The 25,312-nt window shown below is 73.3% G+C and carries 23 protein-coding genes; 14 read left to right on the top strand and 9 right to left on the bottom strand.

The annotated features are described in order from the left end of the window. Positions 1-71: 71 nt before the first annotated feature. From H0H10_RS25565 to H0H10_RS25575, 3 genes are all read right to left on the bottom strand, one after another. A complete protein-coding gene (locus H0H10_RS25565; protein ID WP_188183458.1) occupies positions 72-728 on the bottom strand; it encodes a hypothetical protein in 657 nt (218 codons plus the stop codon). Then, the gene (locus H0H10_RS25570) at positions 716-1,255 is read right to left on the bottom strand and encodes a SigE family RNA polymerase sigma factor (protein WP_188183459.1); all 540 of its coding nucleotides are present in this window, start codon (positions 1,253-1,255) and stop codon (positions 716-718) included. The genes H0H10_RS25565 and H0H10_RS25570 overlap by 13 nt, the downstream gene beginning before the upstream one ends. A gap of 401 nt (positions 1,256-1,656) precedes the next feature. Continuing rightward, on the bottom strand, positions 1,657-2,613 hold the full coding sequence (locus H0H10_RS25575) for an iron-sulfur binding domain-containing protein (protein WP_188183460.1): 957 nt from the start codon (positions 2,611-2,613) through the stop codon (positions 1,657-1,659). A gap of 119 nt (positions 2,614-2,732) precedes the next feature. Between H0H10_RS25575 and H0H10_RS25580 the strand changes: the two genes are divergently transcribed. Together H0H10_RS25580 and H0H10_RS25585 are read left to right on the top strand one after the other, a co-directional pair. Further along, a complete protein-coding gene (locus tag H0H10_RS25580) occupies positions 2,733-4,322 on the top strand; it encodes a sensor histidine kinase (protein ID WP_188183461.1) in 1,590 nt (529 codons plus the stop codon). Beyond that, positions 4,319-4,984, top strand: a complete 666-nt coding sequence (locus tag H0H10_RS25585; protein ID WP_188183462.1) for a response regulator transcription factor — start codon at positions 4,319-4,321, stop codon at positions 4,982-4,984. The genes H0H10_RS25580 and H0H10_RS25585 overlap by 4 nt, the downstream gene beginning before the upstream one ends. 3 nt (positions 4,985-4,987) lie before the next feature. On the opposite strand, the gene H0H10_RS25590 is transcribed toward H0H10_RS25585, so the two are convergent. Then, positions 4,988-5,632 (bottom strand): phosphatase PAP2 family protein, encoded by a 645-nt coding sequence (locus tag H0H10_RS25590; protein ID WP_188183463.1) that lies wholly within the window; start codon positions 5,630-5,632, stop codon positions 4,988-4,990. 176 nt (positions 5,633-5,808) lie between these two features. On the opposite strand from H0H10_RS25590, the gene H0H10_RS25595 reads away from it, so the two are divergent. Beyond that, entirely contained in the window at positions 5,809-6,639 is an 831-nt protein-coding gene (locus H0H10_RS25595) for a hypothetical protein (protein WP_188183464.1), read from the top strand. 67 nt (positions 6,640-6,706) lie between these two features. On the opposite strand, the gene disA is transcribed toward H0H10_RS25595, so the two are convergent. Together disA and radA are read right to left on the bottom strand one after the other, a co-directional pair. Beyond that, positions 6,707-7,831, bottom strand: coding sequence for a DNA integrity scanning diadenylate cyclase DisA (gene disA, locus H0H10_RS25600; RefSeq protein WP_188183465.1), 1,125 nt, complete (start codon positions 7,829-7,831; stop codon positions 6,707-6,709). Positions 7,832-7,912: 81 nt separating this feature from the next. Beyond that, positions 7,913-9,322, bottom strand: coding sequence for a DNA repair protein RadA (gene radA / locus H0H10_RS25605; protein ID WP_188183466.1), 1,410 nt, complete (start codon positions 9,320-9,322; stop codon positions 7,913-7,915). Positions 9,323-9,535: 213 nt separating this feature from the next. On the opposite strand from radA, the gene H0H10_RS25610 reads away from it, so the two are divergent. Further along, positions 9,536-11,260: a BACON domain-containing protein gene (locus H0H10_RS25610; protein ID WP_188183467.1), complete on the top strand. Its 1,725-nt coding sequence runs from the start codon at positions 9,536-9,538 to the stop codon at positions 11,258-11,260. Positions 11,261-11,291: 31 nt separating this feature from the next. On the opposite strand, the gene H0H10_RS25615 is transcribed toward H0H10_RS25610, so the two are convergent. After that, positions 11,292-12,140, bottom strand: a complete 849-nt coding sequence (locus H0H10_RS25615) for a DUF3109 family protein (protein ID WP_188183468.1) — start codon at positions 12,138-12,140, stop codon at positions 11,292-11,294. Positions 12,141-12,247: 107 nt separating this feature from the next. On the opposite strand from H0H10_RS25615, the gene H0H10_RS25620 reads away from it, so the two are divergent. The 4 genes from H0H10_RS25620 to ilvD all read left to right on the top strand — a co-directional run bounded on the left by H0H10_RS25620 (position 12,248) and on the right by ilvD (position 16,978). Further along, complete coding sequence (locus H0H10_RS25620) at positions 12,248-13,180, top strand: Ppx/GppA family phosphatase (protein ID WP_188183469.1); 933 nt, start codon at positions 12,248-12,250, stop codon at positions 13,178-13,180. 361 nt (positions 13,181-13,541) lie between these two features. Beyond that, a complete protein-coding gene (locus H0H10_RS25625) occupies positions 13,542-14,366 on the top strand; it encodes a sugar phosphate isomerase/epimerase family protein (protein WP_188183470.1) in 825 nt (274 codons plus the stop codon). Continuing rightward, positions 14,363-14,980: a TetR/AcrR family transcriptional regulator gene (locus H0H10_RS25630; protein ID WP_188183471.1), complete on the top strand. Its 618-nt coding sequence runs from the start codon at positions 14,363-14,365 to the stop codon at positions 14,978-14,980. The genes H0H10_RS25625 and H0H10_RS25630 overlap by 4 nt, the downstream gene beginning before the upstream one ends. Positions 14,981-15,124: 144 nt before the next feature. Then, positions 15,125-16,978 (top strand): dihydroxy-acid dehydratase, encoded by a 1,854-nt coding sequence (gene ilvD, locus H0H10_RS25635; protein ID WP_188183472.1) that lies wholly within the window; start codon positions 15,125-15,127, stop codon positions 16,976-16,978. A 63-nt stretch (positions 16,979-17,041) separates the two neighbouring features. Here the strand turns inward: ilvD and H0H10_RS25640 are convergent, their stop codons facing one another. Then, a complete protein-coding gene (locus tag H0H10_RS25640; protein ID WP_188183473.1) occupies positions 17,042-19,222 on the bottom strand; it encodes a serine/threonine-protein kinase in 2,181 nt (726 codons plus the stop codon). 181 nt (positions 19,223-19,403) lie between these two features. Between H0H10_RS25640 and H0H10_RS25645 the strand changes: the two genes are divergently transcribed. The 6 genes from H0H10_RS25645 to proC all read left to right on the top strand — a co-directional run bounded on the left by H0H10_RS25645 (position 19,404) and on the right by proC (position 23,756). Further along, complete coding sequence (locus H0H10_RS25645; protein ID WP_188183474.1) at positions 19,404-19,721, top strand: SH3 domain-containing protein; 318 nt, start codon at positions 19,404-19,406, stop codon at positions 19,719-19,721. 43 nt (positions 19,722-19,764) lie between these two features. Beyond that, entirely contained in the window at positions 19,765-20,268 is a 504-nt protein-coding gene (locus H0H10_RS25650) for an EamA/RhaT family transporter (protein WP_188183475.1), read from the top strand. Positions 20,269-20,321: 53 nt separating this feature from the next. Then, positions 20,322-21,140, top strand: a complete 819-nt coding sequence (locus H0H10_RS25655) for a class I SAM-dependent methyltransferase (protein ID WP_188183476.1) — start codon at positions 20,322-20,324, stop codon at positions 21,138-21,140. A 32-nt stretch (positions 21,141-21,172) separates the two neighbouring features. Then, positions 21,173-22,021: an ABC transporter ATP-binding protein gene (locus H0H10_RS25660; protein ID WP_188183477.1), complete on the top strand. Its 849-nt coding sequence runs from the start codon at positions 21,173-21,175 to the stop codon at positions 22,019-22,021. Beyond that, positions 22,018-22,821, top strand: a complete 804-nt coding sequence (locus tag H0H10_RS25665) for an ABC transporter permease (protein WP_188183478.1) — start codon at positions 22,018-22,020, stop codon at positions 22,819-22,821. The genes H0H10_RS25660 and H0H10_RS25665 overlap by 4 nt, the downstream gene beginning before the upstream one ends. Before the next feature lie 122 nt (positions 22,822-22,943). Further along, positions 22,944-23,756 (top strand): pyrroline-5-carboxylate reductase, encoded by an 813-nt coding sequence (proC, locus tag H0H10_RS25670; RefSeq protein WP_188183479.1) that lies wholly within the window; start codon positions 22,944-22,946, stop codon positions 23,754-23,756. Between the two features lie 45 nt (positions 23,757-23,801). Here the strand turns inward: proC and trpS are convergent, their stop codons facing one another. Next, on the bottom strand, positions 23,802-24,827 hold the full coding sequence (gene trpS, locus H0H10_RS25675; RefSeq protein WP_188183480.1) for a tryptophan--tRNA ligase: 1,026 nt from the start codon (positions 24,825-24,827) through the stop codon (positions 23,802-23,804). Between the last annotated feature and the right edge of the window lie 485 nt (positions 24,828-25,312).

Raw genomic sequence — 25,312 nt, forward strand, 5'->3', positions numbered from 1 at the left:
ATCGGTCCGAGCGGCCCGGTCGGTTCACGCCGCCCGGTCGGTTCACGCCACTCGGCCGGTCCTCCGCCCGGTCAGGGCTCCGGAGCCGGTGTGGGCGCGTTCCCGACGGCGTTGCTGTAGTCGTTGTGCGTGCGGTACCGCTCGGTGAACCGGCCCGAGGACCAGCGGTACGTGATCACGTTCTCGCCGGACGGACTCGACACCGGGTCGCCCCTCTCGTACACCTGCTTGGTCACCACCAGGTCGCCGCGGTCGATCTCCGCGTAGACCGGGGGTTCCTCCGCCTTGAACACATTCTGGTACCGGCCTTCCGTCCGCCGGTACACGTAACTGCCCACACCCACCGCGTCACCGCAGGTCAGCACATTCACGACGACGTCCTCGGCGGAAGAGCCGGTCAGCTCGCCGTACGAGACGTCGACCGGGTACTCGTCGGCGACGCACGGCTTCAGCTCCCGCTTGACCTCGGCGGAGACCCGGGGATCGGCCTTGACCAGCCGGACCGCGTCCACCCGGTCGGGAGTCCGGCTCGGGGAGGCCGCGGGGGAGGAGGCGGCGCCCGCCACCGAGTCGGCGTGGGCCGGGCCCTCGTCGCGGGCGCCGGTGCCGCCCGCGCCACAGCCGGCGAGCGAAACGGCGAGGGCGACGGACACGGCCGCCGCCGTGCTCGTCGCCTGAATGCTTCCCCGGGCCGGTCCGGTCCTCCCGCCGACGGTCAGGCCGCGCAACGCTCCCGCTCCTCACGCTCCAGCGCGCGTGCGTCCAGATCGCGGGCGACCAGCTCCTCGCGGAGCCGGGCGAGCGCCCGGTGCAGCGTGCTCTTGACCGTTCCGGCCGACATGCCGAGGGCGGCGGCCGTCTCCTCCGTGGACATCTGCTCCCAGTGTCGCAGCACCACGACGCTGCGCTGCTTCGGGGCGAGCACCTTCATGACGTCCATCAGCAGGGCCCGGTCCGCGTGCTGCTCGGTGGAGTCGTCGACGCAGGCCTCCGGCAGCTGCTCCGTCGGCACCTCCTCCAGCTTCCGCGCGCGCCACCACTCGGTCCGCGTGTTGATCATCACGCGGCGCAGATAGGCGTCCGCCAGCCGCTTGTCCGCGATGCCGTCCCAGCGGCCGTACGTCCGCGCCAGCGCGGTCTGGAGCAGGTCCTGGGCGTCGACGGGGTCGGGGACCAGGCGCCGGGCACTGCGCAGCAGCGCGTCCTGCCGGGTGCGGACGTACTCCTCGAACTCGAGCACCTCGCCCTGCGCCATGTGAACCGCCTCCCGTGTCCCCGTTGGTCCTCAGCCGTGCCCTTGCCTGCCGGGCACGGAATGAAGGTAGGGAAGCGTTGTCACGACGCTGTGCGAAGCAGCCTGCGGCTGGCAATCGGCTGTCCGTCGGTTGTGTAACGGAAGTAGGAACGGGGTAAGCCGGAGGGTCGCTTGGAGCGGCTGTGTGCCGATTTGCCCGGGCGGGTGACCGGCACGGAGACCACTGCGGCCGTGACCGGGCGACGCCCCGCGCTGTGCCCCGCCCGTGCGCCGACTCAGCGGCGGCCGGTACGGCCCGTCGGCTCAGCGGGGACCGGTGCGGCCGGTGCAACCGACGTCTCAGCGGCGGCCGGTACGGCCCGTCAGCTCACCGTACGGTCCGTCACTCACCGCACCGGCCGTCAGCTCAGCGGCAGCCGGTACAGGCCGTCCGGCAGTGGCTCCACCAGGCCGTCGGCGACGAGGCCGTCCAGGGCGCGGGCGCGCTGGACCGGTTCGTGCCACACCTGGTCGAGCGCCGCCTGCGGAACCGGCCCGTGTGCCTCCCGCAGCACCGCCAGCAGCCGGCCGCGCACCTGCCGGTCCGTGCCCGCGTACGTCTGGCCGCGGCGCGCCGGGCCCTCGTGCTCGGGCTTGCCGGCCAGCCGCCAGGCGCACAGCGCCGCGATGGGGCAGCGGTGACAGGACTCGTTCCGGGCCGTGCACACGAGCGCGCCCAGCTCCATCGACGCCGCCGCCCAGCGAGCGGCGGTCCGCTCGTCCTCGGGCAGCAGCGCGCGGGCCAGCTTGCGTTCGGCGGCGGTCGTCGCGTTCGGCGGGTACTGCACGCCCGTGACCGCCCGTGCGAAGACCCGCCGCACGTTGGTGTCCAGCACCGCGTGCCGCTGGCCGTACGCGAAGGAGGCCACCGCCGCGGCCGTGTACTCGCCGATGCCGGGCAGCGCCAGCAGCTGGGCGTGGTCCGCCGGTACGTCCCCGCCGTGCCGTTCCGTTATGGCCACCGCGGCGCCGTGCAGCCGCAGCGCGCGGCGCGGATAGCCGAGCCGGCCCCAGGCGCGGACCGCCTCGCCGGGCGGCTGGGCGGCGAGGTCGGCGGGACGCGGCCAGCGGGCCATCCACTGCTCGTAGACGGGCAGGACCCGGTTCACCGGCGTCTGCTGGAGCATGAACTCACTGACCATCACCCCCCACGCACCGGCCTCCGGACGCCGCCACGGCAGGTCGCGGGCGTGCTCGTCGAACCAGTCGATGACGGGGGAGTGCAGCGGCACGCCGGGGGCGGCGCGCCCGGTGGCCGGGGCGGAGACGGGAGCGGAGTCGGCGGAACCGGTGGGCGAGGGCATCGTGGGCGTAGTCATGACCCTCCGATCCTGCCACGGGAGGAGGGCCCCAGGGGCGGACCGCCACCCTGGGGAGGGCATGGCACCCGACGATCGGCAGAGGCGCCGCCCCGCCGTCCGCTTGTAGCGTCGACGGCATGGAACGTCCCCGTCCGGCCGGTCGCGGCACACCCGGCAGCCTCGTCGCGGGAGCCCTGCTGTGGGCGGCACTCGCCCTTCCGGCGCTCACGGCGGACCGGCTCGGGCTGAACGAGCCGCGCCCCCTCTGGCTCCAGCTCGCCGGCCTGGGCGTGCTCGCCGCGGCCGTCGCCCTGTGCCGGCGGCAGCCGCTCGCGTCCTTCGCGCTGACCGCGGGCCTGAGCCTGGTCACGGCCCCCGCCCTGTTCACCGTCTCGTACGGCCCCGCGCTCGGCACCTTCGCCCTGCTGCTCGGCCTGCGCGCGGACCGGGCGCGCCCCGCGGCGGCCGCCTTCGCCGCCGTCGGCGTCGCCGGCACGGCGCGGATCGTGCTGGTCGGGGTCGACCCGGCACCGGAGTGGCTGGTCATGACGGGCACCCTGCTTTTCGGCTGCGTCTTCCCCTGGCTCGGCGGACGCTACTGGCGGCAGAGCCGCGCGCTGACCGAGGCGGGCTGGCAGCGCGCGGCACGCCTGGAGGACGAGCAGCGGCACGCCGAGGAACGTGCCCGGCTGCGCGAGCGCGCCAGGATCGCCCAGGACATGCACGACTCCCTGGGCCACGAACTGAGCCTGATCGCCCTGCGCGCGGCCGCCCTCCAGGTCGCCCCCGACCTCGCCGGTCACCACCGGGCCGCCGCGGCCGACCTGCGCGCGGCCGCCGCCGACGCCACCGACCGCCTGCACCGCATCATCGGCGTCCTGCGCGAGGACGACGAGCCCGTTCCGCTGGCCCCGGCGGGCGAGAGCGTCGAGGCACTCGTCGCCCGCGCCGCCGAGTCGGGACTGCCGGTGCGCTGGGAATCCCCGGACGCCGCCCCGGCCCCCGAGCCCGGCGGGGTCGCCGAGCGACTGATGCACCGGGTGGTGCGCGAGGCGCTGACCAACGCGGCCCGGCACGCGCCGGGCGCCCCCGTCGTCGTGGCGGTCACCGGCCAGGCCCACGGCACCACCGTCACCGTCACCAACGGGCGGGCCACCGAGGAGAGCACCCCGTCGTCCGGCGGTTCGGGCCTGCTCGGGCTGCGGGCCGCGGTCACCGCGGTCGGCGGCGAGTTCCGGGCGGGCCCGCACGGGGAGGGGTTCCGGGTCCGGGCGTACGTCCCCGCGCAGCAGACCGCTGTCGCCGTGCCCCGCACCCCGGCGGCCCCCTTCGCGCTGGCCCGCCGGCGCGTCGTCCTCGGCCTCGGGGCCGCCGCCGGTGCGGGCGTCGTCCTGGTCGGGGCGGCCTTCGGCTGGTACGCGTACACGGAGACGCACTCGGTGCTCGACCCCGGCGCGTACGCGCAACTGCGCCCGGGCACGCCGTACGACGAGGTGGCGCGGGTGCTGCCGGACCGCTCGGTCGCCGACCCGCCCGCCGAACGCGCGCCCGCGCCGCCGAAGGGCGCCGACTGCCGCTACTACCGCTCCAGCGGCGAACTCCTCGTCTCCGTCGACCACTTCCGGCTCTGCTTCGACCAGGAGGGACGGCTGGTCGCCAAGGACGTCGTCCCGCGCGCCGGACTGTCCGGCGAAGGACGCGAGGAATACGAGGAGTTCGCACGGTGATCCGGGTACTGCTGGCCGACGACGAGACGATGGTGCGGGCGGGGGTGCGCGCCATCCTGGCGAGCGGCGGTGAGAGCGAGGTCGTCGCCGAGGCCGGTGACGGCCGCGAGGCCGTCGAACTGGCCCGCGCCCACCGCCCCGACGTCGCGCTGCTCGACATCCGCATGCCCCGCCTGGACGGGCTCGCGGCGGCGGAGGAGATCGTGCGGACGGTCCCCGGCACGGCCGTGGCGATGCTCACCACCTTCTCCGAACAGGCCTATGTGGCCCGCGCGCTGGCCGCCGGCGCCACCGGCTTCCTGCTGAAGTCCGGGGACCCGTACGAACTGATGGCGGGGGTGAGGGCGGTGGCGGACGGCGCGGCCTTCCTGTCGCCGAAGGTGGCCCGGTACGTGATCGAGGACCTCGGCCGTGGCGGGGGCGGCGGCCGGCTCGCCCGCGAGGAGCGGGCACGCGCGCGCGTGGCGGGCCTGAGCCCGCGCGAACGCGAGGTGCTCGGACTCGTCGGCGCCGGTCTGTCGAACCCGGAGATCGCGGTGCGGCTGCACCTGGTGGAGGGCACGGTGAAGGCGTACGTCAGCGCGGTCCTGGACCGGCTGGGGGTGCGCAACCGGGTACAGGCGGCGATCGTGGCCTACGAGGCGGGGCTCGTGGACGCCTGACCCTCAGCGGCGGTGGGTGGCGTAGGGGGCCGCGTGGGCGGCGGCCGGCCCCGGCCCGGTCAGCCACCGTGCGAAGGGCGCCGACGACGCGCGCATCCCCTGGGCCAGCCGGGTCACCGGGCGCGTGCCGAGGCGTACGGCGACGACGGAGACGACGGCGCCGACGAGCAGGCCGGCGGCGACGTCGTGCGGGTAGTGCACGCCGACGAAGACCCGGGAGAAGGCCATGAGCAGGGCGAGCGGGGCCGTCAGCCAGATGATCGCGCGCCGGGTCAGGGCCAGGGTGACGGCGGCGGCGCCCGCGATGGTGGCGTGGTTGCTGGGGAAGGACCAGTCGCCGGTCGGCGGGCACTCCGCGAGCGACGGGACCGCCCCGGCCACCGCCCGGCACGGACGCTCCTCGGTGAAGCCGGACTTGAGCAACTCACTGCACACGTACGCCAAAGCCGTGGCCACGGGTGCAAGTACCGCTATCGCGAACGCCGTTGTGCTGCCGCGGCGCGCGCGCCACCAGGCGGCGACGAACAGCGCACCGAACAGGAGCAGTCCACCCTCCGTCCACAGTTCCGCCGTGTGCTGAACCCACGCCGGGGTGTCGTGGGCGAGGCCGGTGATGTCGCGGTAGAGCTCGTCGTCCTTGAAGTCCATGGTCACAGACCGTAGGCAACACGGCGATCCGGTCACACCCCGCGATCGGCATGTGCGGCACCTGACGAAGGACAGGGGGTTCCGGGGCCGGTTCCGGGATGATGATCGGGAAAAGTTGCCGCCCGGAACGGCGGGTGGGACAAGTCAACGCGCCGATCTCTCGTACAGTTTGCGCCGTGGGATCTCTGCGCAATCCGGTCGGGCCGCTTCCCTCCTCCATCTACTGGCGTCGGAGGGCCGTACTCCTGTCCCTGCTCGCCCTGTTGGCGTTGCTGATCACATGGGTGGTCGTCGCCGGCGACGGGGGCGGCGGGAAGGACCGCGAGGACGGTGCCAACGGCAAGAATCCCGCGCCGTCGATCACTCCGGGACCGTCGGGCTCCGGACCGGCGATAAGCCAGGCGCCCGGCGGGCGGGACGAGTCGGAGGGCGAGGAGTCGAGCGGTACGGGCACCGGCGGCGGTGACGGCTCCGGTGCCGGGTCGGGTTCCGGTGGCGGCTCCGGTGCGGGAGGATCCGGCGGTGTCGCCGGAGGCGGCGGCTCCGACGGCGGTACGACGGCCGGTGTCGGCGCGGGCGACGCGCTGCCCGCCGGGTCGGGACTGCCCGACTGCACGCCGGGCGCGGTGAAGTTCGGCCTGCGCAGCGTGCGCAACACCTACGAGCCCGGCCGGACGCCGGCCTTCGAACTGACCGTGCGGAACACCTCGGGCAGCGACTGCAAGATCGATCTCGGGCCGGAGAACGCGGTGTTGACGATCACTCAGGCCGGCGGCGACGACACCTACTGGGCGTCCGACGACTGCCCCAAGGGCGCCGGAAGCCTGCAGTACCGGGTGCCTGCCAACAGCGCCATCACCTACACCGTGAAGTGGGACCGCAAGCCGAGCGCCCCCGAGTGCGGGACGCCTCCGGCGGGGTCGGCCAAGGCCGGCACGTACCTGGTGGAGGCCGAGGCCGCGGGATTCGCGAAGGTGCAGACGTCGTTCGTGCTGGAGAACGACTGACGCGGGGCGCGGCCGCGCCCGCTCAGTCATGGCGTTCGAGGGTCTCGGACGTGGCCTTCGGGCGTCCTCAGACGTAGCGTTCGAGGATCGAGGACTCCGCCAGCCGGGACAGGCCCTCCCGCACGCTGCGGGCCCGGGCCTCGCCGACGCCGTCCACGGTCTGGAGGTCGTCGACGCTGGCGGCGAGCAGCTTCTGCAGGCCGCCGAAGTGCTCCACCAGGCGGTCGATGATGGCGCCGGGCAGCCTCGGGACCTTGGCCAGCAGCCGGAAACCGCGCGGCGACACCGCCGAGTCCAGGGTCTCGGGCGAGCCGGTGTAGCCCAACGCGCGGGCCACCGTGGACAGTTCCAGCAGTTCGGCGTGGCTGAGCTTGTCCAGCTCGGCAAGGGCCTCCTCGACCGTGCGCGAGCGCTTGGCCGTCGGCTCGGGCACGTAGTCCCGCACGACCAGTTCGCGCTCGGGTTCCACGCCGGCGATCAACTCGTCGAGCTGGAGGGCGAGCAGGCGTCCGTCCGTGCCCAGCTCCACCACGTACTCGGCGATCTCGGTCGCGATGCGGCGGACCATCTCCAGGCGCTGGGCGACCGCCGAGACGTCCCGGACGGTCACCAGGTCCTCGATCTCCAGCGCCGACAGCGTGCCGGCGACCTCGTCGAGGCGGAGCTTGTAGCGCTCCAGCGTGGCCAGGGCCTGGTTGGCGCGCGACAGGATCGCCGCCGAGTCCTCCAGGACACGGCGCTGGCCGTCGACGTACAGCGCGATCAGGCGCATGGACTGCGAGACGGAGACCACGGGGAATCCGACCTGCTTGCTGACCCGGTCCGCCGTACGGTGCCGGGTGCCCGTCTCCTCCGTGGGGATCGTCGGGTCCGGGACCAGCTGGACACCGGCCCGCAGGATCTTCGACAGGTCGGAGGAGAGCACGATGCCGCCGTCCAGCTTGCACAGCTCGCGCAGCCGGGTCGCGGTGAACTCGACGTCCAGCACGAAGCCGCCCGTGCACATCGCCTCGACGGTCTTGTCGGAGCCGAGCACGATTAGACCGCCGGTGTTGCCGCGCAGCACCCGCTCCAGTCCGTCACGCAGGGCCGTGCCGGGTGCCACGGCGCTCAGCGAGGCGCGCATCAGGCCATCGGAACCGGCACTCCCACCGGACTTTCCGGGAGCCGCTGCCCGGTCGTTGGCTGCCACTGCACTCCTCCGGTCGCAGGTTCTGGGGCGCTCCCGTGTCGCACACTCGGTTCGTACGGACGGGCGAGACCAGGGCAAAGTCTACCGGCGGTCCTCCTCCTCCCGCGGGGCCTCTCGGCGACGGGAGCGCGGAAGGACGCGCAGGGCGTCCCCTATGTCGGCGACTTCCAGCACCTTCATGCCCTCGGGGATCCTGCCCGGGTCGCCCGGTACCAGGGCGTGCGTGAAGCCCAGGCGGTGCGCCTCGGCGAGCCTGCGCTGCACGCCCGTGACCCGTCTCACCTCGCCCGCGAGGCCCACCTCGCCGATCGCGACGAGGTTCTTGGGCAGCGGGGTGTCACTGGCCGCGCTGGCCAGCGCTAGGGCGACCGCGAGGTCGGCGGCGGGCTCGGACAGCTTCACGCCGCCCACCGTCGCGGAGTAGATGTCCCGCTTGCCGAGGGCGCTGATGCGGCCGCGCTGCTCCAGGACGGCCAGCATCATCGACACGCGGGACGTCTCCAGGCCGGACGTCGTGCGGCGCGGGGACGGGATCTGGGAGTCGACCGTGAGCGCCTGCACCTCGGCGACCAAGGGCCGGCGGCCCTCCAGCGTGACGGTCAGACAGGTGCCGGGAACCGGCTCGGCGCGGCGGGTGAGGAACAGGCCGCTGGGGTCGGCCAGGCCCGTGATTCCCTCGTCGTGCAGCTCGAAGCAACCGACCTCGTCGGTGGTGCCGTAGCGGTTCTTGACGCCGCGGACCAGCCTGAGGCGCGCGTGGCGGTCGCCCTCGAAGTGCAGCACCACGTCCACGAGGTGCTCCAGCAGACGCGGGCCCGCGATCGCTCCGTCCTTGGTGACGTGGCCCACGAGGAGGGTGGACATGCCGCGTTCCTTGGAGGCGCGGATCAGGGCGCCCGCCACCTCCCGCACCTGCGCCATGCCGCCGGGCGCGCCGTCGATCTCCGGGGAGGCCACGGTCTGCACGGAGTCGAGGATCAGCAGGGACGGCTTGACCGCGTCCAAGTGGCCGAGGACCGCCGCGAGGTCGGTCTCGGCGGCGAGGTAGAGGTGGTCGTCGATGGCGTTGATGCGGTCGGCGCGCAGCCGCACCTGGCTCGCCGACTCCTCACCCGTGACGTACAGCGTGCGGTGCTCGTCACTGGCCGACTTGGCGGCCACGTCCAGCAGCAGCGTCGACTTGCCGACGCCGGGCTCGCCCGCCACCAGCACCACGGCACCGGGCACGAGCCCGCCGCCGAGCACGCGGTCCAGCTCGGGCACGCCCGTGGAGCGGGCGGTGGCCTGGCGGCCGTCGACCTGGCCGATGGGCACGGCCGAGGTGGTGACGCGCCCCGGCGTCGTCGTACGGACCGCGGGCGCGCCGTACTCCTCGACCGTCCCCCACGCCTGGCACTCGGGGCAGCGGCCGAGCCACTTGGCCGTCTGCCAGCCGCACTCGGTGCAGCGGTAGGACGGCCGGTCCTTGGTGGTCTTCGTACGGGCAGCCATGCGACGAACCGTAGCCGCCGCCACTGACAACGCGGCAAACGGGCGGCTGCCGGAGTCCGGCCGCCTGCGTCCCGAACCGGCCACCGCCCTTACCGAACCAGCCACGGAACGAGGGGTTCCTGTCCCCTTATGAGGGATCGTTTCACCCGTACGGATTAAAAGTGTCCATTGCGCCACTTCGCGCCACCCATGGCCCCCTACGGTCGCCGGGTGATGAGCAGCAGTCCGCAGACCACGACCCGCACGACCGGCGCACACAGAGCGCACCGGGAAGCGCGTGACCGTACCGCGGCGCGCACCCTGGCCAGGCGGCCGCCCGCGCGATACGAGGCGTACCTGGACGGCCTGTTCACCTACTGCCTGTCCGTCCTGTGCGACCACGACGCCGCGACCGCCGCGCTGGGCGACGTCCTCGCGCTCGCGGAGCGCCGCGGCCACCGCTGCCCCGAGCCCGCCGACCGCAGGGCCTGGCTGTACGCGCTGGCCCGCTGGGCGTGTCTGCGCAAGCTGGCCGAGGCCAAGCAGAAACGTCAGGTCAGCCACGCGGCGGGCCGCTCCGACGCCGGCCGGCAGCACTCCGGGCCGTGGCCGGCCCCCCTCCAGCCCCCCTCCGAGGAGGAGCGGGAGCGCCGCCGCCGCGAACTGACCCTGCTGGCCTGGCCGGAGGCCGCCGGCACCACACCGGAGCAGCGCGAGGCCCTCGAACTCGCCGTACGCCACCACCTCACCGCCCAGGAGGTCGCGGCCGTCCTCGGCCTGGCCCCGGCCGCCGCCCGCGAACTGCTCGCCTCCGCCGCCTGCGAGGTCGAGCGCACGCGCGCGGCCCTCGCGGTCGTCGAGACCGGCGCGTGTCCCGGCGTGGCCCGCCTCACCGGCGACCACCAGGTCGTGCTCGGCGCGGCCCTGCGCCGCGAGCTGGTCCGGCACGTCGACGACTGCCCGCGCTGCCGCCGCACCGCCGAACACGCGATCCCCGGCCGCTGGCCCGGCACCAGCGTCACGCCCGACGAGCTGCCCGTCGTCGAGGCCCCCCGGGCGGCGTTGCACGTGGCCATGGCGCACCTCCCGCGCGCGCGTGGCGCCGCACCCCGCTTCGACCGGCGGGGATTCCCGATGGACCCCAAGGACCGCGCGGCCCGCCGGGACCGGCTGCGCGCGCGTGCCGTCACCACGACCGTCGTCGCCACCGTCGTCGCGGCCCCCGTGCTGGCCCTGTGGGCGGCCTACCGCGGCACCCCGGTCGGGGAGGGCGAGGACGGCCGCTCGGCCAGCGCGAGCCAGGCACACGGCCCCGACGGCCTGGAGGGCGAGTCGGCCGGCGGCTACGGCTACGAGAACGCCGGCAACGCGAGCACCACGCCCGGCACCCGCCTCGGCAAGGACGGCAAGGCCGACGTCTCCGTGGAGGTCGTCAGCGTCGCGGGCGGCGGCGAGCGAGGAGCCGGCCGGCTGGAGGTGGCGGCCGGACACGACGGCGACACCACGCTGATCACGCTGACCGCGGCCGGCGACGCACCGGTGCACTGGTCCGTGTCCACGAGCGCCCCCTGGCTCTACCCGAGCCGGGCATCGGGAACCCTGCGCCCCGGCCAGACCGTGACGATCAAGGTGTACGTCGACCATCTGCGCGAGCCGGCCGGCCACTGGAGCGCCCAGGTGGCCGTCGCGCCCGCCGGCGCCGTCGTCTCCATCCACGGTTACGGCACCGCGGCCGGCCCGCCCCGCACGGTCCCGCGCCCCGGCACGCCCGTCGTCCCCTCGACCCCCACCGGCCCCGATCCGTCCCCTTCGGCCTCCGAGCCCCCGGACCCGACGCCCAGCGCCTCGGCCACCACGCCCGCCCCGGACCCGACGCCGACCGAGCCGTCGCCGACCGGCACGGACGGCACGTCACCGCCGCCCGGCGACGGCGGCGAGCCGAGCCCGTCCGCCTCGTGAGGCCCGCACGGGCCCTACGGCCCCGGGGGCCTCAGCGAGGCGGGTCCGCCGGGTGCGGAGCCACCAGGGGCAGCTGCGACGCCAGCCGCTCCTCGCACAGCTCGGCCAGCCGGTCGTACCCCGCCTTGCCCATCAGCTCGATCAGCTCCGGCCGGTAGGAGACGTACACCGGCTCGCCCGCGCCGTGCGCCGAGGTGGCCGAGGTGCACCACCAGTGCAGGTCGTGCCCGCCGGGGCCCCAGCCGCGGCGGTCGTACTCACCGATCGACACCTGCAGCACGCGCGTGTCGTCGGGCCGGTCGATCCACTCGTACGTCCGCCGGATCGGGAGCTGCCAGCACACGTCCGGCTTGGTCTCCAGCGGCTCACGGCCCTCCCTGAGGGCGAGGATGTGCAGCGAGCAGCCCGCGCCGCCGGAGAAGCCCGGCCGGTTCTGGAAGATGCACGAACCCTGGTACGGGCGGGTCTGCCGGGAGCCCTCGTCGTCCTCGGAGATCCAGCCGTTCTCCGTGCCCTCGGCGTGGTGCTGCCAGATGTCGGGCGTGAGCCTCGCCACATGCTCTGCGACCCGCTTCTCGTCGTCCTCGTCGGAGAAGTGGGCGCCCAGGGTGCAGCACCCGTCGTCCGCCCGGCCCGCCTGGATGCCCTGGCAGCCGCTGCCGAAGATGCAGTTCCAGCGAGAGGTCAGCCATGTCAGATCGCACCGGAAGACCTGTTCGTCGTCCGCCGGATCCGGAAACTCCACCCACGCGCGCGCGAAGTCGAGTCCCTTTTCGTCGTCCATCGAAGAACCCCCGGCCCTCGTGTCCAGCCTGTCCTTCTTGCTCTTCTTGTCCTTCTTGGCCGACTTTTCGTCCTTCGCCTTTTTCGTCTTTGGCACCCGTCCAGGGTAAGTGGCCCGGACCGGATGACGGCACCGCCGCCCGTCTCCGTCCCGGACCCGCTCCGGGGGCGGCACACGGCGCCACTGGCAGTAGCGTTCCGTACATGAGACTCGGTGTCCTCGACGTGGGTTCGAACACGGTGCATCTGCTGGTGGTGGACGCGCACCCCGGCGCACGCCCGCTGCCCGCGCACTCGCACAAGACGGAACTGCGCCTCGCCCAGCTCCTCGACGACGACGGCGCCATCGGCCCCGACGGCGTCGACCGGCTGATCGGGGTCGTCCAGGAGGCGCTCCAGGCCGCCGAGGACAAGGGCGTGGAGGACCTCCTGCCGTTCGCCACCTCCGCCGTGCGCGAGGCCCGCAACGCCGATGACGTCCTCGCGCGCGTGAAGGCCGAGACCGGCGTCGAGCTGGCGGTCCTCACCGGCACCGAGGAGGCACGGCTCACCTTCCTCGCCGTCCGCCGCTGGTTCGGGTGGTCCGCGGGTAAGCTGCTGGTGCTCGACATCGGCGGCGGCTCCCTGGAGATCGCCTTCGGCATCGACGAGGAACCCGACGCCGCCGTGTCACTGCCGCTCGGCGCGGGCCGGCTGACCGCCGCCCGGCTGCCCGGCGATCCGCCGCACCCCGACGACGTCAGGGCGCTGCGCCGCCACGTCCGGACGGAGATCGCCCGCACGGTCGGCGAGTTCAGCCGCTTCGGCGCCCCCGACCACGTGGTCGCCACCTCCAAGACCTTCAGGCAACTGGCCCGCATCGCCGGCGCCGCCCGCTCCGCCGAGGGGCTGTACGTCCAGCGCGAGCTGAAGCGGGCGTCCCTGGAGTCCTGGGTGCCGCGCCTGGCCGGCATGACCGCCGCCGAGCGCGCCGAGCTCCCGGGCGTCTCCGAGGGCCGCGCGGGCCAGCTCCTGGCCGGTGCCCTGGTCGCCGAGGCGGCGATGGACCTCTTCGGCGTGGAGAACCTGGAGATCTGCCCCTGGGCCCTGCGGGAGGGCGTGATCCTGCGGCGCCTGGACCACATGGGCCAGGGATAGCGCGCCCTGAACCGGCCCGAGCGGCTGCGGGGAGCCTGCGGCCGCTTATGGCGATCGCGGGGGAGCCTGCGGCCGCTTATGGCGATCGCGGGGGAGCCTGCGGCCGCCTATGGCGGTGAGGGGGGAGCCTGCGGCCGCTTATGGCGATCGCGGGGGAGCCTGCGGCCGCCTATGGCGGTCAGGGGGACACCGCGGCCGCCTACGGCGGTCAGGGGGGAGCCTGCGGCCGCCCATGGCGGTCACGGGGAGCCTGCGGCCGCCCATGGCGATCACGGGGGAGCCTGCGGCCGCCTATGGCAATCGCCACAACCGCGAACGGCCGCCCCGCCTCCCGCCGACCGCACCCCGTAACCTGTCCCCCATGGCAGAGCCCCTGGTCCGCATCCCGGATGCGAAGGTCGCCCTGTCGACGGCTTCCGTCTACCCGGAGTCGACGGCGACGGCCTTCGAGATCGCCGCGCGCCTCGGCTACGACGGCGTCGAGGTCATGGTGTGGACCGACCCGGTCAGCCAGGACATCGAGGCCCTGCGCCGGCTCAGCGACTACCACCACATGCCCATCCTGGCCGTGCACGCCCCGTGCCTGCTCATCACCCAGCGGGTGTGGTCCACCGACCCCTGGATCAAGCTGCAGCGCGCCCGTGCCGCCGCCGAGAAGCTCGGCGCGAGCACCGTCGTCGTCCACCCGCCGTTCCGCTGGCAGCGCCAGTACGCCCGGGACTTCGTCACCGGCGTCTGGCGGATGGCGAACGAGACGGACGTGCGGTTCGCCGTCGAGAACATGTACCCCTGGCGCTACCGCGACCGCGAGATGCTCGCGTACGCCCCCGACTGGGACGTCACCAAGGACGACTACCGCCACTTCACGATCGACCTCAGTCACGCCGCCACCGCCCGCACCGACGCCCTCGCCATGGTCGACCGCATGGGCGACCGCCTCGGCCACGTCCACCTCGCCGACGGCAAGGGCTCGGCCAAGGACGAGCACCTCGTCCCCGGCCGCGGCACCCAGCCCTGCGCCGAGGTGCTGGAACGGCTGGCCCTGACCGGCTTCGACGGCCACGTCGTCATCGAGGTCAACACCCGCCGCGCCATGTCCGGCGCCGAGCGGGAGGCCGACCTCGCCGAGGCCCTGGCCTTCACCCGCCTGCACCTGGCCTCGGCCGCGAAGGTGCCCCGGCGGTGAGCGACCTCACCGAGGGCCCATCCGGCCGCCGCCGCGGCCGCCCCCCGCGCACCGAATCCGCCGGCACCCGTGACCGCATCCTCTCCGCGGCCCGCGAGGAGTTCTCCGAGCGCGGCTACGAGAAGACCTCCGTCCGCGGCATCGCCAAGGCCGCGGGCGTGGACTCCGCGCTCGTCCACCACTACTTCGGCACCAAGGAACAGGTTTTCGCGGCGGCGATCGAAGTCGCCTTCGCGCCCGCCCTGAACGCCTCCGAGGTGATCGAGCACGGCCCGCTCGACGGGGTCGGCGAGCGGCTGACCCGCTTCGTCCTCGGCGTCTGGGAGAACCCCACCACCCGCACGCCGCTGCTCGCCATCGTCCGCTCCGCCGTGAACAACGACACCGCCGCCGCCGTCTTCCGCCGCCTGATCGCCTCCCAGCTGCTGCGCCGGATCACCGCCCGGCTGGACCTGCCGGACGCGGAGCTGCGCGTCGAGCTGGCGGCGGCGCAGCTCGTGGGGTGCGCGATGCTGCGGTACGTGATCAAGGTGGAGCCGCTGGCCTCGGAGGACGTGGAGCGGATCATCGCGCGCGTGGCACCGGTCGTACAGGGACACCTCACCGGCCCCTGACAACGCGCGCGAACCCGAGACACGCGTCCCGCATGACGGACACCGTGTCCCGCTCCCTGGATGACCGGCGTACGCTCGATGGCAGTCAGAACCTGCCGGCCCCCTCTGCACGGCCGGCGGAAATCTCCGAAGGAGCGAGCGACGATGCCCGAGCTGAGGTCCCGCACTGTCACCCACGGCCGCAACATGGCGGGCGCCCGCGCCCTTATGCGTGCCTCCGGTGTACCGGGCGCGGACATCGGACGGAAGCCGATCATCGCGATCGCCAACAGCTTCACGGAGTTCGTGCCCGGCCACACCCACCTGGCGCCGGTCGGCCGGATCGTCAGCGAGGCCGTGAAAGAGGCCGGCGGCATCCCGCGCGAGTTCAACACGATCGCCGTCGACGACGGCATCGCCATGGGCCACGGCGGCATGCTCTACTCCCTGCCCTCCCGCGACCTGATCGCGGACAGCGTGGAGTACATGGTCGAGGCCCACTGCGCCGACGCCCTGGTCTGCATCTCCAACTGCGACAAGATCACCCCGGGCATGCTCAACGCGGCCCTGCGCCTGAACATCCCCACGGTCTTCGTCTCCGGCGGCCCGATGGAGTCCGGCCGCGCCACCCTGGTCGACGGCACCGTCCGCACGCTCGACCTGGTCGACGCGATGGTCGAGGCCGCCAACGACAAGGTCTCGGACGCCGACGTCCTCCGCATCGAGGAGAACGCCTGTCCGACCTGCGGCAGCTGCTCCGGCATGTTCACGGCCAACTCCATGAACTGCCTCACCGAGGCGATCGGCCTCTCCCTCCCCGGCAACGGCACGGTCCTGGCCACCCACACGGCCCGCAGGGCCCTCTACGAGAACGCGGCCCGCACGGTCATGGACCTGACCCGCCGCTACTACGAGCAGGACGACGACACGGTCCTGCCCCGGTCCGTCGCCACCTTCCAGGCGTTCGAGAACGCCATGGCGCTGGACATCGCCATGGGCGGCTCGACGAACACGATCCTGCACCTGCTGGCCGCCGCCCGCGAGGCGGAGGTCCCCTTCGGCCTGACCGAGATCGACGCCCTCTCGCGGCGCGTGCCGTGCCTGTCGAAGGTGGCGCCGAACGTCACCAAGAACGGCACGTACTACATGGAGGACGTGCACCGCGCCGGCGGCATCCCCGCCCTCCTCGGCGAACTGCACCGTGCGGGCCTGCTGAACGAGGACGTCCACGCCGTCCACAGCCCGTCCCTGGCCGACTGGCTGAAGACCTGGGACGTCCGCGGCGGCTCCCCGTCCCCGGAGGCGGTGGAACTGTGGCACGCGGCCCCCGGCTGCGTCCGCTCGGCGGAGGCCTTCTCCCAGTCCGAGCGCTGGGACTCCCTCGACCAGGACGCCGAGGGCGGCTGCATCCGCTCCGCCGAGCACGCCTACTCGGAGGACGGCGGCCTGGCGGTGCTGCGCGGCAACCTGGCGGTCGACGGCTGTGTCGTGAAGACGGCCGGCGTCGACGAGTCGATCTGGACCTTCGAGGGCCCGGCGGTCGTCTGCGAGTCGCAGGAGGAGGCCGTCGAGAAGATCCTCACCAAGCAGGTCCAGGAGGGCGACGTCGTCGTCATCCGCTACGAGGGCCCCAAGGGCGGCCCCGGCATGCAGGAGATGCTCTACCCGACCTCGTACCTGAAGAGCCGCGGCCTGGGCAAGGCGTGCGCCCTGGTCACCGACGGCCGCTTCTCCGGCGGCACGTCCGGGCTCTCCATCGGCCACGCCAGCCCCGAGGCGGCCTCGGGCGGCACGATCGCCCTCGTCGAGGACGGCGACCGCATCCGCATCGACATCCCGAACCGCTCCATCGAGCTGCTGGTCGACGACGCCGAGCTCGCCCGCCGCGAGCAGGACCTGAACGGCACGTACGCCCCGAAGAACCGCGACCGCAAGGTCTCGGCGGCCCTGCGGGCCTACGCCGCGATGGCGACCAGCGCCGACAAGGGCGCGGTGCGGGACGTGAGCAAGCTGGGCTGAGGCCACTGGTCCGTCCGTGAGGGCCGCTTCCCCGCCGCGGGGGAGCGGCCCTTGCGCATGCCGCTACCAGGAGGCCGGATCCCGCCCGTCCACCGCGAACACCGTGCCGTCGGGGGCACCGGCGTAGACCCGGCCGTCGGCGACCACGGGCGCGGGCAGGCCGGCGGGCACCCCGTCGCCGGCACCGAGCCGGGGCGGCGTCTGCCCCAGCAGCCGCCCCTTGCGGGCGTCCACGCCGAGGAGCCGCCCGTCGGGGCCGGTGACGTAGACGTGCCGGCCGTCGGCGACCGGGGCGGAGCCACGGGCGATGCCCGTCTCCAGCCGCCACCGCTGTCTCCCCGCGGCCATGTCCACGGCCACCAGGGAACCGCCGCCGCCCATCAGGTACACCTCGCTCCCGTACACGCCGCCCTGCGCCTCGTCCACCGGCACGGGCAGCGCCACCCGGCGCGTGGCGCCGGTGTCCGGGGTGTAGCGGACCACGCCCTTGACCCGCCCGTAGACCGAGTCGCCCTCGGCGAGATAGACGGACCCGCCGGCCGCGCCGAGGAGGTCCAGCGTCCCCGGGAGCTCCTTGTCCCACCGCACGTTCCCCGTGGCCGGGTCCACCGCGGTGACCCGGGTGCTCCCGCCGTCGGCGGCCACGGTCGCCGCGTACGCCGCCCGCCCGCCGAAGAAGCGGAAGTGCGGCACCGGCCGGCCCGGGAACGGCCGGTTCCACCTGACCTCGCCCGTGGCGGCGTCCACGCCGGACACCGTCCCGTCGGCCCGCGTCAGCAGGAGCATGGCCCCGGTCGCGGTCGACCCGCTGTACGCGAGGCCGTCCTTCCGCCAGCGGACGGCACCCGAGGCCGGGTCGAGGGCCTCCAGACCCGGGCCGTGGTCGAGCGCCGGCTGCACCAGCCCGGCCGACACCGCCGGCGGCGTGCCGCGCAGGAGCGGCGCGACGGGATGCCGCCACAGGGAGCGGCCGTCGGCCGGATCGAGGGCGAAGACCAGCCCGGTCCGCGCACAGACCAGGGTCTTCGCCCCGTACGTGCACTGGGGCACGCCCTCTCCGCCGGCCGGCTCGGCCTCCCAGGCGTCGAACCCGGCGGCCACGGCCCGGGGGTTGCCCTCGGGTGCCGCGCCGCCGTCCGCCGACCGGAGCGTGACCAGCACGGCAGCGACGGCGGCCACGAGCGCAGCCGCCCCGAGCACCGCCCGCCTGCCCGGCCCGCGCCGCACCCGGCGTGCGGCCACGCCGGCAGGGGCCTTTGCCCCGCCTCCGGGCTCGCGTACGGCCTCCGGGGCCTGGACCCTGTCCTGGCCCCGGCCCTGGTCCTGGTCCCGATCCCGGTCCTGGGCCGGTCCGGCCTCCACCCCGCGGTCCGGCTCCGTCCGCTGCGCCGGTATGAACGCCTGGGTGTCGTACGAGGCCGCCTCGGACCGCAGCTCCCGCATCAGCTCGTCCGGCGTGGGCCGCTCCTCGGGCTCCTTCGCGAGACACCGCAGCACCAGGGACGCCAGTTCCTCCGGTACGCCGGTCAGGTCGGGCTCGTCGTGCACGACCTGGTAGGCGACGACGTACGGGCTGTCGGAGTCGAAGGGCCCGCGTCCGGTCGCCGCGTGCACCAGCACGGAGCCGAGCGCGAAGATGTCGGCCGCGGGACCGACCTCCCGGGGGCGCCGGAACTGCTCGGGCGCCATGAACGGCGGCGTGCCGATCAACTTCCCGGTCTCGGTCCGCAGTTCGCTGTCCTTTGGCCGGGAAATGCCGAAGTCGATGACCTTCGGACCGTCCTCGGCGAGCAGCACGTTGCTCGGTTTCAGGTCGCGGTGCACGACCCCCACCCGGTGGATGTCACGCAGCGCCTCGGCGAGCCCGGCCATCAGCCGGCGCACCTGGGCGGGGTCCAAAGGCCCGTTCCGCTTCACCTGTTCCGAGAGGGTCGGACCGGGGATGAACAACGTGGCCATCCAGGGCCGTTCGGCATCCGGGTCGGCGTCGACGACCGGCGCGGTGAAGGCACCGCTCACCCTCCGCGCCGCGGCGACCTCCTGCCGGAAACGGCCCCTGAACTCGGGGTCCTTGGCGAACTCGGCGTGGACGACCTTCACCGCGAGCTTCAGCCCCGAGGTGCTCCGGGCCAGGTGCACGACGCCCATGCCGCCCGACCCCAGACAGGATTCCAGGCGGTAGTGACCGGCGTACTCCGGAAATTCCGCTTCCGTGCCCGGACCGACGTTCCGCGGTGTCGCCATGGGACCACCCCCGTGCTTTTCGTCCGCGTGCGCGACGCACGGAGCCTAGTCGATGAGCCGTACGGGACCGAGGAGGCTTGCTAGCCTCCATGTGCGAGTCGCGAACTGGTGTTTCGTGGCTTGTTCCGGGGGTATCAACGTGACCCCACGGCAGTCGTGGGGTCCAACGGGGGAGGTTTCCATGTCCATCGAGCATGCCGCGGAAGTCGGGAGCGGCGACGAGCGGGACGCCGTCACCACGGCGGCGACCACGGCCACCTACCCGGTCGCACCCGGCGTCCGGCTGAACGTCCGCAGCGGCCCCGGCACCGGCTACGCGATCGTACGCGTCCTGCCCGAGGGCACCAGGGTGTCGATCTACTGCCAGACACCGGGCACGTGGGTCACGGGCCCGTACGGCACGTCGAACATCTGGGACAACATCGGCAGCGGCCAGTACGTCTCGGACACCTACGTGCTCACCGGCAGCGACGGCTACTTCCGCCCGCGCTGCTCCTGAGCCCGCCCGGAGCCCGCGGCCCCTGCGGCGCCATAATCGTCCCGTGAGCGCAGAGAACGGCACGAACGGCACCCCGGACACCGCCGCGGGCCCCCGCCCGGAACCCATCCGGTTCTACGGCACGACCTGGGTGAACCACGACCACGGCTACACCGCCCGCCGCGTCGGCCTGGCCGTCGGCTCCCTGGCCGCGGCCGTCGCCGCCTGCTTCGTCCTCCGCTTCGCCTACCAGGGACTCCGGATCGCCGACGTCGGCAGCTTCGTCACGCTCCTGATGGTCGTGATGTTCGCGGTCTGCAGCGCACTGGCCTTCCGGCACACCTGGTCCGGCTTCACCACCCGTCCCGACCCCGACCGCCAGGCATCCCTGCGCGGCCTGCTGACGATCGGCTTCGTCGGCTCCCTCCTCGCCTACTTCTTCCGCTCCCTGACCGAGGCCCCCGGCGAGAAACTCCACCGCGCCGAGTACGAAACAGCCCGGGAGCAGTACGAGAAGCGCACCACCCGCCGCTCGGGCAACCCGTCGAAGAAGCGCCGCCGCTCCTAGGGCCTGTCCGGCGGATCCTGCCGAGGACGGCGTCGCCCGGTCACCATGGCCGTATGACGACTCAGGGAGCAACAACAGCCGGCACCCCCGACACGCCCGCCGCCGATCCGGTCCGAGCCGGCCGGGCCCACTCCTTCAACGCCGCCGCGGCCCAGTACGCCGCCAACCGCCCCTCCTACCCGCCCGCCCTCTTCGACACGGTGGAGGACCTGGCCGGCCGTCCCCTGGCAGGTTCCCGGGTCGCCGACGTGGGCGCCGGCACCGGCATCGCGACCGCCCTGCTGCACGCGCGCGGCGCCGACGTCATCGCCGTCGAACCCGGCGCCGGGATGGCGGCCCAGTTCCGCCGGACGCTCCCCGACGTGCCGATCGTCCGCGGCAGCGGCGACACCCTGCCCCTCGCCACCGCCTCCGTCGACTTCCTCACCTACGCCCAGGCCTGGCACTGGACCGACCCCGCCCGCGCCGTCCCGGAGGCCCTGCGCGTGCTGCGGCCCGGCGGCGCGCTCGCGCTGTGGTGGAACACCGAAGCCCTCGACGTGCCGTGGATCGCCGAAGCGGCCGAACGCACCCGGCGCCACTTCGACCTGGACGTCTCCGCCGAGCAGCGGAACGTCGGCATCCGCACCGCCGACCCCACCGGCGACCTCGACCTCGTCCGCCGCGAGATCCGCTGGAGCCGCCGGGTACCCGTCGACACGCATCTGGCCAACATCGGCAGCCACTCCGTCTTCCTCGTCCACGACGAGGAGCACAGCGCCGCCTTCCTCACCGAGGAGCGAAAGCACCTCATGGCCGTCTTCCCGGACGGCATCGTCGAGGAGGTCTACAACGTCGTCCTCCTGCTCGCGACCGCTCCCTCGACCGCTTGACGCCACCCTGGCCCGGGAGGAGTATTCATCACATGATGAATTACTCCTCCCGTCCGCCCGACGGACCCCGCGCACCAGGCGTTCCCGAGCCACCGGGCCCACAGGCCCCACCACCCGCCCCGGCCGTCCGCGCCGAAGCCCTCACCGTCGTCCGCGGCCCCGGCACCGTCCTGCACGACCTCCACTTCACCGTCCCGCGTGGCCGGATCACCGGCCTCCTCGGCCCCTCCGGCTGCGGCAAGTCCACCCTCATGCGCGCCGTCGTCGGCACCCAGGCCAAGGTCACCGGCACCCTGGACGTCCTCGGCCGCCCCGCCGGCCACCCCACCCTGCGCTCCCGCATCGGCTACGTCACCCAGGCCCCCTCCGTCTTCGACGACCTGACCGTCCGTCAGAACCTCGACTACTTCGCCGCGATACTCGACCCGGGCGGCCGGTCCGCCGCCGAACGCCGCCACGAGCACGTCACCCGGGCCATCGCCGACGTCGACCTCACCACCCACGCCGACGCCCTGGCCGGCAACCTCTCCGGCGGCCAGCGCAGCCGCGTCTCCCTCGCCGTGGCCCTCCTCGGCGCCCCCGAGCTCCTGGTCCTCGACGAACCCACCGTCGGCCTGGACCCCGTCCTGCGCCGCGATCTGTGGACCCTCTTCCACTCCATCGCCGCCGACCGAGGCGCCACCCTCCTCATCTCCTCCCACGTCATGGACGAGGCCGAGCGCTGCCACCGCCTCCTCCTGATGCGCGAGGGCCGGATCCTCGCCGACGACACCCCCGACTCCCTCCGCACCCGCACGGACTCGGAGACCGTCGAAGCGGCCTTCCTTCACCTGGTCGACGAGGCGACCGCGGCAGACCGCACGAAGGAGCACACGCGATGACCCCGACCGCACCCACCGCCGGAACCACGCCCGCCACCCTCAGGCCGGCCCCACCCCGCGCGCTGAACCTCTCCCGCACCACCGCCACCGCGACCCGCGTCCTGCGCCAGCTCGGCCACGACCCGCGGACCATCGCGATGATGATCCTCATCCCCTGCGTGATGCTCTTCCTGCTGCGCTACGTCTTCGACGGCAGCCCCCGCACGTTCGACAACATCGGCGCATCCCTGCTCGGCATCTTCCCGCTGATCACGATGTTCCTGGTCACCTCCATCGCCACCCTGCGCGAACGCACCTCCGGCACCCTCGAACGCCTCCTCGCCATGCCCCTCGGCAAAGGCGACCTCATCGCGGGATACGCCCTCGCCTTCGGCGCCCTCGCCATCGTCCAGTCGTCCCTGGCGACCGGCCTGGCGGTCTGGGCCCTCGGCCTGGACGTGACGGGCAGCCCCTGGCTGCTGCTCCTGGTGGCCCTGCTCGACGCGCTCCTGGGCACCGCCCTCGGCCTCTTCGTCTCGGCCTTCGCGGCCTCCGAGTTCCAGGCGGTCCAGTTCATGCCGGCGGTGATCTTCCCCCAGCTCCTCCTCTGCGGTCTCTTCACCCCGCGCGACAAGATGCACCCGGTCCTGGAAGCCATCTCCGACGCCCTCCCCATGTCCTACGCGGTCGACGGCATGAACGAGGTCCTCAGGCACACCGACATGACCGCCGCCTTCGTACGGGACGCCCTGGTGGTGGCCGGCTGCGCACTCCTGGTCCTGGCCCTGGGCGCCGCGACCCTCCGGCGCCGGACGGCCTAGCCGGTCCGGCCCGTCCGGCGTTCGAGGACGAGGCCGTTCCGCCCACTGGACGCCCCGACCTCACCGCCACCCGGGATGCGAAGATGACGAGGGACGACGCACCCCCGGAGGGCACCGCAGCCATGACCCAGAAAGTCGCAGTCCTCGGCACCGGCAAGATCGGCGAAGCCCTGCTCAGCGGAATGATCGGAGCCGGCTGGTCCCCGGCCGACCTGCTGGTCACCGCCCGCCGCCAGGAACGAGCCGACGAACTCCGCACCCGCTACGGAGTCACCCCGGTCACCAACGCCGAGGCCGCCAAGACCGCCGACACCCTGATCCTCACGGTCAAACCCCAGGACATGGGCACCCTCCTCGACGAACTCGCCCCCCACGTCCCCGCCGACCGCCTGGTCATCAGCGGCGCGGCGGGCATCCCCACCTCCTTCTTCGAGGAACGCCTCGCCCCCGGCACCCCGGTCGTCCGCGTCATGACGAACACCCCCGCCCTCGTCGACGAGGCGATGTCCGTCATCTCCGCCGGCACCCACGCCACCGCCGACCACCTCGCCCACACCGAGGAGATCTTCGGCGCCGTCGGCAAGACGCTCCGCGTCCCCGAGTCGCAGCAGGACGCCTGCACCGCCCTCTCCGGCTCCGGCCCGGCCTACTTCTTCTACCTGGTCGAAGCCATGACCGACGCCGGCATCCTCCTCGGCCTGCCCCGCGACAAGGCCCACGACCTGATCGTCCAGTCCGCGATCGGCGCGGCGACCATGCTCCGCGACAGCGGGGAACACCCGGTCAAGCTCCGCGAGAACGTCACGTCGCCCGCCGGAACGACGATCAACGCCATCCGCGAACTGGAGAACCACGGCGTACGAGCGGCCCTCATCGCCGCCCTGGAAGCCGCCCGCGACCGCAGCCGCGAACTCGCCTCCGGCACCAAGGACTGACCGGACCGGCGGGCCGCCCCACCGGCCCGCCGCCCGCTCCCGCGCCTACCGGACCGCGCTCACCACCGTCTCCGGCACCGGCGGCAGCAGCCCGATCGCACGGTAAGCGGCATCGACGGTCGGCCGGGCCATCTCCCGAGCCCTCTCCGCTCCCTCACGCAGCACTCCCTCCACATAGCCGGGATCCGCGCACAGCTCCTTGTGCTTCTTCTGCAGCGGCCGAAGCACCTCGACCACAGCTTCCGCGGTGTCCTTCTTCAACGAGCCGTACGACTCATATACACCGCTCAGCGCCGCCGGGTTCCCACCCGTGCACGCGGCCAGGATCTCCAGGAGATTCGCCAGCCCGGGCCGCTCCTGCCGGTCGTACACGACGTCCCGCCCGCTGTCGGTCACGGCCCGCATGACCTTCTTCCGCACCACCTCGGGCTCGTCGAGCAGATAGACGATCCCAGGACCGGTGTCGTCGCTCTTGCCCATCTTCGACGTCGGCTCCTGCAGGTTCATCACCCGCGCGGCCACCGTCGGAAGCGTGGCCCGGGGCACCACGAACGTGTGCCCGTACCGCTGGTTGAACCGCACCGCGAGATCCCGCGCCAGCTCCACGTGCTGAGCCTGGTCGTCCCCGACCGGCACCTCCTCGGTTCCGTACGCCAGGATGTCGGCCGCCATCAGCACGGGATAGGTCAGCAGCGACAGCCGCACACTCCCACCGCGCTCCCGCTCCCGCACGGCCTTCTCCTTGTACTGGATCATCCGGCGCATCTCCCCGTCGGTCGCCACGCACTCCAGCAGGTACGACAGCCGAGCGTGCTCGTCCACATGGCTCTGCACGAACACGGTGCACAGCTCCGGATCAAGCCCAGCCGCCAGCAGCAGCGACGCCGACTGCCGGCTCAGCCTGCGCACCCGCGCCGGATCGTGGGCCACGGTCAGCGCGTGCAGGTCGACGATGCAGAACAGCGCGTCCGCCCGGTGCTGGTCCACCCCGGCCCACTGCCGCATGGCCCCCAGGTAGTTCCCGAGCGTCAGATGTCCGGTCGGCTTGACCCCGCTGAAGACCCGTGTCATCTCTCCACCTCCTGGTCAGGACCGCCGCTTCCCACCGGCCGCCCCCCTGGAGGGAGATACGAAAACGGCCGCCGAGGCGGCGGCCGTCGAGTGCATACGTGAGTGCGGCCGCCGTCAGGCGGCCCACCACAGCTGGGTGCACGTACGCGTAGTCACGTCCCCAAGACTACGCATGGAGAGACCCGCGGGCCAGGGTTGACACGCTGCTCCCCGGTACGTAGTGTTCTCCGAGTTGTCCGACGTGAGCGCCGACTCCGGTCGGTCCCCGGACAGCGATTCCGCAAGTACCAACCAACTTCGACGAACAGTCGCACTGTCGTCGTCGTGTCTTTGGCGTGCGTATTTACGGAATGAGGAATCCACGTTCGAAAGAACGCGGCCCCCGATTAGCTCGGGAGCCGGGAATCCGCTAAAGTCTCACTCGTCGGAACGGCCCAACGGCCGCGAAGACAACCCCCTCTGACGGGGAATCAGAGCCCGGAAGG

This window comes from Streptomyces griseicoloratus (genome assembly GCF_014534645.1).
In the GTDB taxonomy this organism is placed as follows: Bacteria; Actinomycetota; Actinomycetes; order Streptomycetales; family Streptomycetaceae; genus Streptomyces; species Streptomyces griseicoloratus.